The organism is Alcanivorax sp. (genome assembly GCF_019431375.1).
Classification (GTDB): domain Bacteria; phylum Pseudomonadota; class Gammaproteobacteria; order Pseudomonadales; family Alcanivoracaceae; genus Alcanivorax; species Alcanivorax jadensis_A.
The window spans coordinates 3316553-3330532 of record NZ_CP080267.1 but is presented as its reverse complement, the minus strand read 5'-3'; the positions used below and the strand labels follow the sequence as shown (position 1 = coordinate 3330532).

General features: G+C 59.9%; 13 protein-coding genes and 1 other RNA gene. 6 read left to right on the top strand and 8 right to left on the bottom strand.

Features of this window, described 5'->3' with window-relative positions:
- Nucleotides 1-129: 129 nt before the first annotated feature.
- From dnaJ to hrcA, 4 genes are all read right to left on the bottom strand, one after another.
- Nucleotides 130-1257, bottom strand: a complete 1128-nt coding sequence (gene dnaJ, locus KZ772_RS15585; protein WP_290537422.1) for a molecular chaperone DnaJ — start codon at nucleotides 1255-1257, stop codon at nucleotides 130-132.
- Nucleotides 1258-1376: 119 nt separating this feature from the next.
- On the bottom strand, nucleotides 1377-3308 hold the full coding sequence (gene dnaK, locus KZ772_RS15580) for a molecular chaperone DnaK (protein ID WP_290537421.1): 1932 nt from the start codon (nucleotides 3306-3308) through the stop codon (nucleotides 1377-1379).
- A gap of 125 nt (nucleotides 3309-3433) precedes the next feature.
- Nucleotides 3434-4036, bottom strand: a complete 603-nt coding sequence (gene grpE, locus KZ772_RS15575; RefSeq protein ID WP_290537420.1) for a nucleotide exchange factor GrpE — start codon at nucleotides 4034-4036, stop codon at nucleotides 3434-3436.
- A gap of 259 nt (nucleotides 4037-4295) precedes the next feature.
- Entirely contained in the window at nucleotides 4296-5345 is a 1050-nt protein-coding gene (hrcA, locus tag KZ772_RS15570; protein WP_290510596.1) for a heat-inducible transcriptional repressor HrcA, read from the bottom strand.
- A gap of 142 nt (nucleotides 5346-5487) precedes the next feature.
- On the opposite strand from hrcA, the gene KZ772_RS15565 reads away from it, so the two are divergent.
- The gene (locus KZ772_RS15565; RefSeq protein WP_290537419.1) at nucleotides 5488-6006 is read left to right on the top strand and encodes an RDD family protein; all 519 of its coding nucleotides are present in this window, start codon (nucleotides 5488-5490) and stop codon (nucleotides 6004-6006) included.
- A gap of 34 nt (nucleotides 6007-6040) precedes the next feature.
- Nucleotides 6041-7708 (top strand): DNA repair protein RecN, encoded by a 1668-nt coding sequence (recN, locus tag KZ772_RS15560; protein ID WP_290537418.1) that lies wholly within the window; start codon nucleotides 6041-6043, stop codon nucleotides 7706-7708.
- Between the two features lie 284 nt (nucleotides 7709-7992).
- Here the strand turns inward: recN and fur are convergent, their stop codons facing one another.
- Nucleotides 7993-8394: a ferric iron uptake transcriptional regulator gene (gene fur, locus KZ772_RS15555; protein WP_062817094.1), complete on the bottom strand. Its 402-nt coding sequence runs from the start codon at nucleotides 8392-8394 to the stop codon at nucleotides 7993-7995.
- A 176-nt stretch (nucleotides 8395-8570) separates the two neighbouring features.
- Here fur and bamE point away from each other — a divergent pair, with 176 nt between their 5' ends.
- Nucleotides 8571-9068: an outer membrane protein assembly factor BamE gene (bamE, locus tag KZ772_RS15550; protein ID WP_290537417.1), complete on the top strand. Its 498-nt coding sequence runs from the start codon at nucleotides 8571-8573 to the stop codon at nucleotides 9066-9068.
- 9 nt (nucleotides 9069-9077) lie between these two features.
- Here bamE and KZ772_RS15545 read toward each other — a convergent pair whose 3' ends face one another.
- Both KZ772_RS15545 and KZ772_RS15540 read right to left on the bottom strand, forming a co-directional pair.
- Nucleotides 9078-9377: an RnfH family protein gene (locus tag KZ772_RS15545; protein WP_290537416.1), complete on the bottom strand. Its 300-nt coding sequence runs from the start codon at nucleotides 9375-9377 to the stop codon at nucleotides 9078-9080.
- A complete protein-coding gene (locus tag KZ772_RS15540; RefSeq protein ID WP_290537415.1) occupies nucleotides 9377-10915 on the bottom strand; it encodes a sodium-dependent transporter in 1539 nt (512 codons plus the stop codon). Before KZ772_RS15540 ends, KZ772_RS15545 begins: the two co-directional genes overlap by 1 nt.
- Before the next feature lie 141 nt (nucleotides 10916-11056).
- Between KZ772_RS15540 and smpB the strand changes: the two genes are divergently transcribed.
- Nucleotides 11057-11539 carry an SsrA-binding protein SmpB gene (gene smpB / locus KZ772_RS15535; RefSeq protein WP_290539491.1) on the top strand — a complete coding sequence of 161 codons (483 nt, stop codon included), beginning with the start codon at nucleotides 11057-11059 and terminating at the stop codon, nucleotides 11537-11539.
- Between the two features lie 61 nt (nucleotides 11540-11600).
- On the opposite strand, the gene KZ772_RS15530 is transcribed toward smpB, so the two are convergent.
- Nucleotides 11601-11882 (bottom strand): hypothetical protein, encoded by a 282-nt coding sequence (locus tag KZ772_RS15530; protein ID WP_290537414.1) that lies wholly within the window; start codon nucleotides 11880-11882, stop codon nucleotides 11601-11603.
- Nucleotides 11883-12283: 401 nt separating this feature from the next.
- On the opposite strand from KZ772_RS15530, the gene ssrA reads away from it, so the two are divergent.
- Nucleotides 12284-12640, top strand: a transfer-messenger RNA (tmRNA) gene (gene ssrA / locus KZ772_RS15525).
- A 233-nt stretch (nucleotides 12641-12873) separates the two neighbouring features.
- Nucleotides 12874-13842 (top strand): calcium/sodium antiporter, encoded by a 969-nt coding sequence (locus KZ772_RS15520; protein ID WP_290537413.1) that lies wholly within the window; start codon nucleotides 12874-12876, stop codon nucleotides 13840-13842.
- Nucleotides 13843-13980 lie beyond the last annotated feature (138 nt).

Below are 13980 nucleotides of genomic sequence, written 5' to 3'. Positions count from 1 at the left end.
GAGGATTCTGTTGTGCGAGGATGCTTACATCGGCATTTTTGCGGGATGGGTCGCAGCAAAAACCGGCCACAAAAAAGCCCGGGCAATATGCACCGGGCTTTTTTGAATGACGCAGGCTGAGCTCAGGGATTATTTAGCGTCGAAGAAACGCTTCACCCCTTCAAACCAGCTACTCTTGCGCGGGTTGTGCCGGTTGCCGCCACTTTCCAGGGATTCCTGGAATTTACGCAGCAGATCTTTCTGTTCACTGGACAGTTTCACCGGCGTTTCGATCACCACCTTGCAGAGCAGATCACCCGGGCCACCACCGCGTACCGGGGTCACCCCCTTGCCACGCAAGCGGAACAGCTTGCCGCTCTGGGTTTCTGCAGGGACCTTCAGTTTGACCTTGCCATTCAGGGTCGGCACATCGAGCTCGCCGCCCAGGGTGGCATCGACAAAACTGATCGGCACTTCGCAGAACAAATTGGCGCCGTCGCGCTGGAAGATGTCGTGCTCGCGCACCGCCACCTGCACGTACAGATCGCCGGCGGGGGCGCCATGCATGCCCGCTTCGCCTTCGCCAGCCAGACGAATACGGTCACCGGTATCCACGCCAGCGGGGATTTTCACCGACAGGGTCTTGGTGTTTTGCACCCGGCCCTGACCACCACAACTGGTGCAGGGGTCCTTGATGACACGCCCTTCGCCCTTACAGGTGGGACAGGCCTGCTGCACGGTGAAGAAACCCTGCTGCATGCGAACCTGGCCCATGCCGCCACAGGTGTTACAGGCCACCGGCTGAGAGCCTTCCTTGGCACCACTGCCATGGCAGACTTCACAGCTATCCCAGGTGGGGACGCGGATTTTTTCTTCGCAGCCACGCACCGCCTGTTCCAGAGACAGCTCCAGGGTATAACGCAGGTCTGCACCGCGGGCCGGGCCACGACGACCACCGCCACCACCACCAAAGATGTCACCGAAAATATCGCCGAAGATGTCACCAAAACCACCGCCACCGAAGCCACCGGCTCCGCCAGCGCCAGCCTGACCATCCACGCCGGCATGGCCGAACTGGTCATAGGCAGCACGCTTCTGCTCATCGGAGAGCACTTCGTAGGCTTCCTTGGCTTCCTTGAATTTGGCCAGGGCTTCCTGGTCATCCGGGTTGCGATCCGGATGGTATTTCATGGCCAGGCGTCGGTAAGCCTTTTTCAGATCCTGCTGGCTGGCATCTTTTGACGCTCCCAGCACTTCGTAATAATCACGTTTGGACATAGTGGGCCTTTTTGAATCAGTCCCGTCACACAAAAACGCCGGCAGGTTGCCGGCAATAAAGAAGTTGCGCGGATCTCCCGGCTACCGCGCCTGGGCGCGGCGCCGGGATGTCCGACGACTTACTTCTTCTTGTCGTCGTCCACTTCTTCGAACTCGGCGTCGACCACATCATCGCCGGAGGCTTTCTGCTGTTGGCCAGCGGCATCCGCTGCAGCGCCTTCCGCCTGCTGGGCCTGCTCGGCATACAGCTTCTCGGCCAGCGGTGCAGAGACTTCAGACAGCGCCTTGATCTTGGCGTCGATGTCATCCTTGTCGCTGCCTTTGGCGGCTTCTTCCAGCTCGCCCACGGCCTTGGTGATCGCTTCCTTCTCTTCGTCGGTAGCCTTGTCACCGGCTTCCTCGAGAGTCTTGCGGGTCGCGTGCACCAGATGATCGGCCTGGTTACGGGTCTGCACCAGCTCTTCGAACTTCTTGTCTTCCTCAGCGTGAGCTTCGGCGTCCTGCACCATCTTTTCCACTTCCTCGTCGGACAGACCGGAGGAGGCCTTGATCTGGATGGTCTGCTCTTTACCGGTGGCCTTGTCTTTCGCGCCCACGTGCAGAATACCGTTGGCGTCGATGTCGAAGGTCACTTCGATCTGCGGCATACCGCGCGGTGCCGGCGGAATGTCTTCCAGGTTGAACTGACCCAGCGACTTGTTCTGCGCCGCCTGCTTACGCTCACCCTGCAGGACATGCACGGTCACGGCAGTCTGGTTGTCATCCGCAGTGGAGAACACCTGGGACGCATTGGTCGGGATGGTGGTGTTCTTCTCGATCAGCGGGGTCATCACGCCGCCCATGGTTTCAATACCCAGGGTCAGCGGCGTCACGTCCAGCAGCAGCACGTCTTTCACGTCACCGCTCAGTACTGCACCCTGAATGGCAGCGCCCATGGCCACCGCTTCGTCCGGGTTCACGTCCTTGCGCGGCTCTTTGCCAAAGAACTCGGTAACTTTCTTCTGCACCATCGGCATACGGGTCTGACCACCCACCAGAATCACATCGGTGATGTCCGCGGTTTTCACGCCCGCATCGGCCAGTGCAGTCTTGCATGGCTCCAGGGAGCGGCTAACCAGATCACCCACCAGGGATTCCAGCTTGGCGCGGGTCACTTTCACCACCAGGTGCTTGGGACCGGTGCTGTCTGCGGTAATGTACGGCAGGTTCACTTCGGTCTGCTCGGCGGAGGACAGCTCGATCTTGGCTTTCTCGGCCGCTTCTTTCAGGCGCTGCATGGCCAGCGGGTCACCGCCCAGGTCGATGCCGGAATCCGCCTTGAACTGATCGGCCAGGAAGTTGATCAGTGCCAGGTCGAAATCCTCACCACCCAGGAAGGTGTCACCGTTGGTGGCCAGCACTTCAAACTGGTGCTCGCCGTCCACTTCGGCGATCTCGATGATGGAGATGTCGAAGGTACCGCCACCCAGGTCATACACGGCGATGGTGCGGTCACCACCTTTCTTGTCCAGGCCATAGGCCAGGGCCGCTGCGGTGGGCTCGTTGATGATGCGTTTCACGTCCAGACCGGCGATGCGACCGGCATCCTTGGTGGCCTGGCGCTGGGAATCGTTGAAGTACGCGGGCACGGTGATGACGGCCTCGGTAACGGCCTCACCCAGGTAATCTTCCGCGGTCTTCTTCATTTTCTTCAGCACCTGCGCAGAAATCTGCGGCGGCGCCATTTTCTCGCCCTTCACTTCCACCCAGGCATCGCCATTGTCGGCCTTGGTGATCTTGTAGGGGACCATCTTGATGTCTTTCTGAACGACGCTGTCTTCAAAACGACGGCCGATCAGACGCTTCACCGCGTACAGGGTGTTTTCCGGGTTGGTCACCGCCTGACGCTTGGCGGACTGACCGACCAGGGTTTCCTTGTCGTCGGTGTAGGCGATGATGGACGGCGTAGTACGCGCGCCTTCAGCGTTTTCAATAACCTTGGCTTTATCACCTTCCAGCACGGCCACACAGCTGTTGGTCGTACCCAGGTCGATACCGATAATCTTACCCATATCTCTCGTTCTCCTTCACACCAGCCGGTTCCCTGACGGCAAACCGGGCAGTTGAATTGTTAATTCGTCTGGCATCTATATGGCGGTGCTTTGCGCCGTTTCAAGGGGCCAGAACGGCTTTTTGCTTACTCGGCGGCCTTGCTGACCACCACCCGGGCCGGACGGATCAGGCGACCATTGAGCTGGTAGCCTTTTTCCAGCACATCAATCACGGTGTTGGGCTCCACATTGGGCACCGGCACCATGGTCATGGCCTCGTGCAGTTCCGGATTGAACGGTTCATCCGACGGGTTGATCTGCTCCAGGTTATACTTGGCAAAGGCATCCAGCAGCGACTTGAGGGTCAGCTCGATACCTTCACGGGCACCTTGCAGGGCATCGTCGTTGTCATCCAGGGCTGCCAGGCCGCGCTCCAGGTTGTCCGCCACGCTCAGCAGATCGCCGGCAAACTTCTCCAGGGCGAACTTGCGGGCGTGCTGCACATCCCGTTCCGCGCGTTTACGCACATTCTGGATTTCCGCCTGGGCACGGATATCCGCCTCACCCAGGGCTTTTTTCACCTTGGCCAGCTCGGCTTCCGCCTCAGCCAGTTGTTCCTCAGCAGTGGGCTGCTCTGGCTCGGACGACTCTGCATCCGCCCCGGCTGCCTCGGCCTGAGCCGCCTGCTGCTCTTCGGCAGTCTCTACCTGCGGCTCGGCGTTTTTCGGGTCTTTTTCCTGCTCACTCATTCTCAACTCCACATCCCAATCCGGGCTTTTCCAGGAAAGCGGGCAAAGATATGGGAACAGATGGGCAGGATTCAAGGGGGTGGGAGGGCAGTTAACAGTTAATAGTGAATAGTTAATAGCGGCGCGGGATGACTGAGAGTGGCGCTGAAACCCTGATGGCCGCGCACAAACGCTCGGGAGAATGAGCTGGCGAACCGCTTAAAACGCAAAGAATCCCCAGGAGCTTGCCTGCAGGCGATTATCGCCAGCAGGCTGGCTCCTAAAGCTGAGTTAGGGCCGCGGAGAGGATTTTGGCGGTGATATCCACGGTGGGGATGACCTTTTCGTAGTCCATACGGGTGGGGCCGACCACGGCGAGGACGCCCACCGGGCCGTTGTCTGCCTTGTAGGGGGCGGAGATCAGCGAGTAGTCCTCGAACGGCTGGAAGCCGGATTCCCGGCCGATGAAGATCTGCACCCCGTCCGCCTTCATGGAGCGCTCCAGCAGGTGCAGGATATCGCGCTTGTGGTTGAAGGCGTCGAACAGGTCGCGCAGCTGATGCAGGTTATCCGCCTCAGCGGACTTGAGCAGGTTGGACTCGCCGGAGACCACATAATCCGAGCTCTCCGGCTCACTACGCAACGCCTTGTCGGCCACCTCCATGGCGGTACGCATCAGCGCATCCATCTGCGCCCGGTCCGCATTCATGGTGTTCAGCAGCCCATCGCAGATGCTGTTCAGATCGCAGCCACCATAGGTGTGATTGATATAGTTGGCCGCCTGGCGCAGCTCCGCCTCGTCGTAGTCCCGGTCGGTATGGATGATGCGGTTTTGAACCTCAGACCGGTTGACCACCAGCACCACCAGCACCCGCTTGCCCGATAACGGCAAGAACTCTACTTGCCGAAGGGTTGTCACCTCCCGGCGCGGCACCGCCACCAGCCCGGCCATGCGGGTCAGCTCTGCCAGGGTCCGTGAGGCCTGGGCAATCAGCTCCTGGGGAGATTGCTCCGGGGCCAGCAGCTGACGCAGCTCCTTTTTCAGCGACCGGTGATCCGGGCGCTCCATGACACTGGACGCCAGCAGGGAATCCACATACAAGCGGTAACCCAGCTCCGTGGGCACGCGCCCAGCTGAAGTATGGGGGCTGGCAAGCACGCCCAGGTCTTCCAGCTCCGCCATGATGTTGCGAACAGTGGCCGGGCTGACCGTCAGGCCACTTCCGGACGCCAGGGTTTTCGACCCCACCGGTTGCCCATCGCGGATATGGCGCTCCACCAGCGCCATCAGCAGTCGTTGTTTGCGTTCGTTGAGATCCAGCTTCGTCATAGCGGTATATGTACCAGAAATTCAGTACGACATTATATAGCCTTCTCGTTCGGAGTTTATCAGGGGCTTACACTGACGACCGGAATCCCCTAAGATTAGAACCACTGACCAAAAGAACAGTTATCGTAACAAGGGCGTCACCATGACCGACAACGGCAACCCCTACCAGAGCCCCACTGCCGACGCGCAAAATCACCCATCCCGAGGCAATCCGGTGCTTGCCAGTCGCTGGCATCGTTTTTTCGGCGCCATGATCGACGGCCTGATCCAGGGAGCCATTATCGCCCCCATCGTGTTCTTTTCCGGCAGCTGGGCCGACATGATGGCCAATAACGGGGTCCTCGACCTGACCACCACCCTGGTCTGGTTTATCGTCGGAGAAGTGATCTTCCTGGCTCTGCAGGGCTGGCTGCTGTTCAACCGCCAGCAGACCATCGGCAAGTGGCTGCTGGGCATGAAAATCATCGGCATGGAGCAAGCCGAAGTGCCCGCCGGCAAGCTCTATGGCCTGCGCTACCTGCTGTTCCATGTGCTTGCCCAGGTGCCCGGGGTCAACCTGATCATGCTTGTCGACCCGCTGCTGATCTTCCGCGCTGACCGCCGCTGCCTGCACGATCTGCTGGCCGGCACCCAGGTGATACAGGCTCCGGCCAACCGCTAACCGCCAAACAGCTCGCCCGTTTCGGAGAGATACCATGCTGACCCATTTGAGCGTTCGTCACTTTGCCACCGTGGACCAGTTGGAACTGGAGCCGGAAAACGGCCTCACCGTGATCAGCGGGGAAACCGGGGCGGGCAAGTCCGTGATCATCGATGCCCTGGGCCTGACCCTGGGCGATCGGGCCGATTCCAGCATTGTCCGCCACGGCCACGACCGGGCGGAAGTGCTCGCCACCTTTGATGTCAGCGACAACCCGACCGCCCGCCAGTGGCTGGCCGATCGGGAGCTGGATGACGATGACCAGTGCCTGCTGCGCCGCACCGTCCGTGCCGATGGTCGCTCCCGGGCCTATGTAAACGGCACCCCCACCCCACTGGCGGAAGTACGTGAACTGGGTGAGCGGCTGATCAGCATCCACAGCCAGCACGAGCACCAGGCCCTGATGAAGAAAGACGCGCACCGGCAGCTGCTGGACAACTTCGCCGACGCCCGCGATCTGGCCAACACCGTGCGCGAACACTGGCGCCACTGGCAAAAGGCCCGCCGCGCCCACGACGACGCCCTGAATCAGGCCCGCGAGCAGAACGAAAAGGAAGAGCTGCTGCGTTTCCAGCTGGAAGAGCTGGACGCCCTGGCCCTGCAAGACGGCGAACTGGAACAGCTGGAGCAGGAACAACAGCGGCTGGGCAACGCGGAAAGCCTGATTCGCACCTGCCAGCAGTCTCTCAACGCCCTTTACGAAGGCGAAGACGGTACCTGCAACGATCATCTTAGCCAGGTCAGCCACTGGCTGGACGACGCCCGCAATCAGGATGAAGGCCTGGCCACCATCGCCGACACGGTGGAGTCCGCCCGTCTCCAGGTGGAAGCCGCCGCCGATGATCTGCGCCATTACCTGGAACGGCTGGACCTGGACCCGGAGCGCCTGGCCCAGGTGGAAGAACGCCTCAGCCAGAGCTACACCCTGGCCCGCAAACATCGCATCCGCCCGGAAGAACTGGTGGAGCACCACCGGCAACTACTGGCGGAGTCCGACGCCCTGGGCAATGTGGATGCCCACCTGCACGCCCTCTCCGAGCAGGAAGCCGCCGCCCAGCAGCAGTACATGGACTGTGCCCGCCAGCTCAGCAAGGCCCGCCGCAGTGCCGCCAAGACCCTCACCCAGCAGGTACAGAAACAGCTCACCGCCCTGGGCATGAAAGCCGCCAAACTGGAGGCCCAGTTGGGCGAATGCGCCCCCGGTGGCGATGGCCTGGAAGAGGTGGAATTCCTGTTCTCTGCCAACCCGGGCCAGCCCCTCAAGCCCCTGGGCAAGGTAGCTTCCGGGGGTGAACTGTCACGGGTGAGCCTGGCGATCCAGGTAATCTGCGCCCGCAACCTGACGGTGCCAAGCCTGGTATTCGATGAAGTGGACGTGGGCGTCGGTGGTGGCGTGGCCGAGATCGTCGGCCGGTTGCTGCGTGAACTGGGCAGCCACGCCCAGGTGCTGTGCATCACTCACCAGCCGCAGGTGGCCAGCCAGGGCCACCAGCACTGGCAGGTACACAAGATTCAGGGCGACGACACCACCCATACCCGTATTCAGGGGCTGGATGACAACGCGAGAATCGAGGAACTGGCGCGCATGCTGGGCGGCGTGGAAATCACCGAATCCACCCGCAACCATGCCAAAGAGATGCTGAGCAAGGCCCAGGCAGCGTAGAAAGGCAGTGAACAGTTAATAGTGAAGAGTTAACAGCGACGCGGGCAGGGCAAACGCGCTCAGACAGGCCGGTGGCCGCGCACTGATACCGAAAGCAGCGCCCTTAACGCCGTTGGAGCTTTGCTTGCAAAGCGAAGACCCCCGATCACCGTGCCGTGCCCGCCGAGAGGCTTTCGCCATGGCAAGCATGGCTCCAACGGCGTTAAGGGCGCTTACAAGGGAGAGGGGCAGCCTCGTGTCACACGCAGGCACTCACCCGCGTGCGATATAAAGCGGACTTCTCGCTACTTCTTCGGCTTGACGTACAGTACCAGCGAGTGGTCCATGATTTCGTAGCCGTGTTCCTCGGCGATGGCGTGCTGGCGCTTCTCGATCACCTCATCCATGAACTCGATCACCTGGCCGGTTTCCATGCACACCATGTGGTCGTGGTGGTCTTCGTCCGCCAACTCGAACACGGCGGAGCCGCCCTCAAAGTTGTGACGCAGCACCATCCCCGCCTGCTCGAACTGGGTCAGCACCCGGTAGACGGTGGCCAGCCCCACATCCTCGCCGGCGTCCATCAGCGACTTGTAGATGTCTTCCGCGCTCAGATGGCGCTCTTCGGACTTCTCCAGTTGCTGCAGGATTTTCACCCGCGGCAGGGTCACTTTAAGGCCCGCTTTTCTGAGATCCTGATTATCCAATGCGTATGCTCCAATTTGCCAAAAGGTGGCGATGCCCCTGAATCCATGACTTTACCGCCGCACCTGACGCAAGTCAGTGCCGCCTCAGATTCAGGGGCGATGAAAAAAAGCGGGAAACTTGTACCGCTACTGCAAGTCTGTATTATCGCCCGAACACTTTGTGAAGTCGAAAAACCATGCCACGAATTCCAGTTGCCCTCATTCTGACAGCCCTGCTGGCCACCACTGGCTGCAGCACCCTGCGCTTTCCCGGCGTCTATCGGATCGATATTCCGCAGGGCAACTTCGTCACCGAGGAAATGCTCGACGAGCTCGAACCCGGCATGAGCCCGGAGCAGGTGCGATATGTGCTCGGCGCCCCCACCCTGGTGGACCCGTTCACGCCTGACAAATGGTTTTATCTGATGACCTACCGCCCCGGCAAGGGCGACAAGGTGAGTCAGCAGATTGTGCTGCACTTCGAAAATGGCAGCTACAACCACCATGAGGGCGAAGTCATTGAAGACTTCCGCAAGAAAACCAGCTCGCAACAGGACCGGGAGTTGCAGCGCAAACTGGAAGAGCGCAAGCGGGAAGACGTCAGCCCGGAGCCGGCCCCTGCCACCCAGCAACAGGCCCCGGATCCGGAAACCCAACCCCAGGAACCCAGCGACCCGGGCCAGCCTGCAGCCTGACAGCCTGGATCAGCGGGCCTTTTCTGCCGCCCGCTTCTTGCGATTGAGCTTCGGGTCTGCCAGCAGCGGGCGGTAAATCTCTACCCGTTCACCTGGCTTGAGCACCTGCCCGGCCGGATTAGCAATCACCTTGCCGAAAATCCCCATGGGCGCCTTGTCCAGCACCAACCCTTCGAATTGTTCCTCAATACCGGACAGCTTTGCGGCCTCCAGCATGGTGGTACCCTCCGGCACATCCAGGCCGATCAGACGCTGCTTGTCTGGCAGGGCATAGGCCACCTCCACATGAATACGCGCATCCTCTGCCATCAGGGCGACTCCTGCTCCACCGGCACCTCAACGGCATCCTGTTGCGGCAGTGGCGCCGGCTTATCCTCCGCCGGCGCCTCGCTGCTGACCGAATCCAGCTGTTCCTGAGCCGGCGCATCTGCAGCCTGCGCCTCCTCTTCCGGCGTAAAGGTCGCCCAGATGGAATAGACAAACAGCACAATCACCGCCGCCGGGGAGAAAATCCGCACCAGCGCCCGCCATACCAAATAGAGCTTGAAGTTCTGCATGGCCAGCTCTTTGCGCGCCTGGGTTTCCTTCATCACCCAGCCAGCAAAGATGGCGATCAGCAGACCACCCAGCGGCAGCATCACCGTGGTGGACAGGAACTCCATATTGTCGAAGAAGGTACCGACCAGGAAGGTGTGGTCTTTCCACACATTAAAGGACAGCACCGAACCTACACCCAGCAGCCAGGCCCCCAGGCCCACTACCAGTGCCGCCATCGAGCGCTTGAGCCCCCGCTCTACCAACCAGGCCACGACAGGCTCGCCAAGACTGATGGATGAGCTCCAGGCGGCACACACCACCAGCACAAAGAACAGGGAACCGAATAGCAGACCGCCCGGCATCTGGCCGAAGGCCAGCGGCAGGGTCACGAACATCATGCCCGGGCCCTGGCTCACTTCCAGCCCATTGGAGAACAACAGCGGGAACATGGCCACACCAGCGCCCAGCGCCACCAGGGTGTCCAGCAGCGCAATGATCGCCACGGTAGACATGATCGACACCGGCCGGCTACGACCGGTCTTCTTGTCCTTCACCTCTTTGGGCATATACGCCCCATAGGCCATGATCGCGCCCATGCCCAGACTCAGGGTAAAGAAGGCCTGGCCGACGGCCACAATGATTGCCTTGCCGGTCAACTTGGAGAAGTCAAAGGCAAACAGGAAACTCACCCCTTCCTTGAAACCCGGCGTAGTCGCCGCATAGCCCACCAACACCACCAGCAGCACGAACAACAGCGGCATCAAAATCTGCACCGCCTTTTCCAGGCCACCTTTCACCCCACGGGCCACCACCACCATGGTCAGCACCATAAAGAGCGTGTGATAACCCAGCAGCAACCCGGGATTGGCGAGCATATCGTTGAAATGGGCCTCCGACTGGGTAGCGGTGACCCCTTCAAAAACGCCGCGTGCGGCTTCCCAGGCGTAATACAGCGCCCAGCTCGCCACTGCGGAATAGAATGACAGAATCAGGAACGCCGACAGCGCACCCAGGTAACCGATGCTCGCCCAGCGCTGGGTCACCTTGCTGTCCGCCGCCACCTTGCGCATGGAGTTGATCGGGCTTAGTCCGCCCTTACGGCCCAGCATGACCTCCGCCGCCATGATGGGAATGCCCACCACCGCAATACACAGCAGGTACAGCAACACAAAGGCACCACCACCGTTCTCGCCGGTGATGTACGGGAAACGCCAGATATTCCCCAGCCCCACGGCCGACCCGGTCGCCGCCAGAATAAACACCCAACGGCTGGCCCACATGCCATGGACCGGCTTGATCTCTTGCTTCATAACAGGATTACCCTCGATAGCGTGGCGCTATTGTCTTTTTTTTAACTGGACGGCTCAAGTAAGGGTACGTCACAACTCTCGCTCGCCTGGGCAGACAAAGCCCTGTCAGCCGCCAAACGCATGCTCTATAATCGCTCGCCTATGGGAAACGCCAAGAAAAAAGCCAAAGCGCCGTCGGCCACCATTGCGCAAAACCGCAAGGCACGCCACGAATATCATCTGGAAGAGCACTTCGAAGCCGGCCTGGTACTGGAAGGCTGGGAGGTGAAGTCACTCCGTGCCGGCAAAGGCAACCTGACCGAGGCCTACGTTCTGCTCAAGGACGGGGAAGCTTTCCTGTTCGGCGCCCGCTTCGAGCCCCTGATCACTGCCAGCACCCACGTCAATCCGGATCCGGTGCGCAGCCGCAAACTGCTACTGCACCGTCGCGAACTGGGGCGCATTTTTGGTGGCGTAAAGAAAGAGGGCTACACCTGCGTACCGGTGAGCCTGTACTGGAAGAAAGGGTTCGCCAAGTGCGATATCGCCCTGGCCAAGGGTAAGCAGAAGTTTGACAAACGCGCCACCGAGAAGGAGCGCGACTGGAACCGTCAGAAGCAGCGTCTGATGCGGCAGGGCAGCTGACCCGGGTTAACGGGCCGCCCCCTGCACGCGTGACACTGTCTTCAGACTATACCGGTTGGCGTTACACCGACTGATGGGTGTTCACGTCCTGAGCCCGGCTGTCGCCGCGCAGCTGCCAGTAAAACTGCAGCCAGGCGCGCAGCACCGCAGGCAGGAAGTAAACGGCGAACAGTACTACCGGAAGACGTGCTTCCGGCGTCGCCAGTTCCACCAGGTACACACCACCTGCATAAGCAGCCAGCGCGAACACCAGTTGCAACGCTCTGTAGAGCAGCGGCTGAGCCTTCAAAGGCGACAGTGCCTTCTCGGAAACTTGCCCTGCTGACCGAAAGATCGTGTTCATCGGCTTTCTCCTTTAATGAACGACAATGCTTTGATCAGCGGCCTTCATATAACGTCTATTTCAAGGCTCGCTGTAAAGCCATTGTGTGGTACACAATTTCGAGCAGGATGTTTCATGGTGGCTTGTGGCTACCTGAGCATCGCTTGCTCAACCTCACCATCGGACAATGACACAATGCCGCGGTGACACTCGTATAGTGCGCCTGAAAAATGACAAAACAAGTATTCCGAGTCTGATTGTCAGACAAGACATGTGTATTCAGGTAACACTTTTCACAGTTTGATTACATTTAGAACGTCATTCATGCCGTTTACCCCCACAATATGGTCGATCCGGAACTGCCCCACCCCCACTTGTTAATCGACTTCCCCGCCCCCATCACCTACAATGAACCCATCACAGGGGCCGACCTGGATTCGACGCCGGTACTGAATTCTGTGGTGCATGCCGAGAAGGTCACGAGTCTCGTAAAACATTTGTGGCACACTAAAGTAATCGCAAACGACGATTCTTACGCACTAGCAGCTTAAACCCTGCTTATCGCCAATCGACCCTGCCTGTGGGGAAGAGCGGCGAGCATCGCAACACAGGCTCGCAGCAAAGTCCGCCCCGGATGGCGCTGTTAAAACCCTTAGGGGCTCGGCTTTCACGTCCTGCCAGTTGGGCTGTGAAGGCTTAAATCAATAAACATGGCTAAGCATGTAGATCTGCAGATGGATTGCTGACGGACGCGGGTTCGATTCCCGCCGGCTCCACCAAACAAAGAAAAGGGCTATCCCGCGAGGGGTAGCCCTTTTTCTTTGTGGACCCATCTGCTGATACCGCAACCTTCCTCGCCCATAAGATCGCGAATCACATTGAAAGGCTTGGCACTCTCAAGTAATAAAGGATGTGAGTATCAAAACGTCCCCTGCCAGACCATTGGCCTTCTATCACTCGCAAAAGCCCGACCAACCACCAACGTTTAACGGTAAAGGAGCACTTGATTCCCATGATTCTGGCCGCTGCCGCTATCGCATTTGGTTTATTGCTTCTGGTATGGAGCGCCAACCGCTTTGTGGAGGGCTCCGCCTCCACAGCGTCCCACTTCGGTATGCCGCCGTTGTTGATCGGCATGGTGGTCGTCGGTTTCGGTACTTCCGCGCCAGAGATGGTGGTGTCCGCGCTGGCCGCCTCCCAGGGGAATCCGGGCATCGCGCTGGGTAACGCCTATGGCTCGAACATCACCAACATTGCCCTGATCCTGGGGATTACCGCCCTGATCAGCCCCATCGCCGTGCATTCACAGGTATTGCGCAAGGAGCTTCCCATCCTTGCGCTGGTCACCGGCCTGGCCGCATGGCAACTACTGGACGGCGAAATCACACGGTTTGATGCGCTGGTGCTGCTCGGCGTATTCGGCGCCTTGATGGGCTGGACGATCTGGCAGGGCATGCGCAAGAAAGAAGATGCCCTGGCCAACGAGATTGAGCAAGAACTGGACGTGCGCGCCATGCCCCTGCGCCGGGCCATCTTCTGGCTGGTGGCCGGGCTGCTACTGTTGATTGTTAGCTCCCGGGTGCTGGTCTGGGGCGCGGTGGAGATTGCCCAGGGGTTCGGTGTCAGCGACATGATCATAGGCCTGACCATCATCGCGGTGGGCACCTCGCTACCGGAGCTGGCGTCGTCGATCATTGCCGCCAGAAAGGGCGAGCACGATATCGCCCTTGGTAACATCCTGGGCTCCAACCTGTTCAACACCCTTGCCGTGGTGGGGATCGCCGGCACCATTCATCCACTGGCGGTGGGGCCGGAGGTGTTCAACCGGGACATGCTGGTCATGGCGGCGCTGACGCTGTCGCTATTCGTCATTGGCTACGGGTTCCGGGGGCAAGGCCGTATCAACCGCATTGAGGCCGCATTGCTGCTGGCGGCTTACGTGGGGTACACGGCCTACCTGATCAGTACCGTTTTTGGGTAGCCGGACATTCTGGATGCAATCCCGTTTTCGGGCCGATCCGGCACCTGGAAACGGGATGCGGAGGGCATACCCATCGTTCTGCCGGGCCTGGCGAAATCGCCAAACCACCTTGATTCCAGACCCTCCATCGCTAAGCTG